General features: G+C 65.4%; 1 protein-coding gene. It reads right to left on the bottom strand.

All coding sequences use genetic code 11. The features are described from left to right. Window positions 1-394: transposase domain-containing protein (locus AC3IFE_RS01440; RefSeq protein ID WP_489189378.1), on the bottom strand; the 394-nt coding region annotated here is incomplete at its 3' end. Window positions 395-508 lie beyond the last annotated feature (114 nt).

The raw sequence follows: 508 nt of genomic DNA, 5'->3' as shown, positions 1-508 counted from the left end.
CGCCGATCTCGACGAGAGCGTGACCGTCGTGCGCGCAGAATCGTTCGGACTCGGGCAGTTCGTGTCGTACGACTTCGCGCGGCAGGTTCGGATCGAGTGGCTTGCGCCCGCGTTTGCCGCGCGTGTGGGCGGCGACTGACGTACCGGGCACGTCCTCGCGCGCAGGCGTGTCGGTAGCCGTCGCCAATGCCTCTGCTTCGTTGAACAGGCCGAGCTGGTCGGCATGGCGCGCCTCGCTCGATGCACCGAACAGTTCGTGCTTGTAGGCTCGCAGCTTCTCTTCGGCCAGATCGCGCTGGGCCGTCACGAGTCGAAGCTCACCGCGCAGCGCATCGCGTTCGGCGAGCAGTGCCTGGTAGTCCTCAGCACTAGGCATGACGGGGTTGTTCGGCATGGCCGGTTAGACCATGCCACCCGCGTGGTGTTCAGCTCATCCGCGCGTAATATCGCTGGGGATGCTTCTGGATCACGGCCAGGTCGATGCCGTCGAGCAGCCAGTGCAACTGCT

This window comes from Burkholderia sp. APQ4-4ca, assembly GCF_057837105.1.
This window is presented reverse-complemented; position numbering and strand designations above follow the sequence as displayed.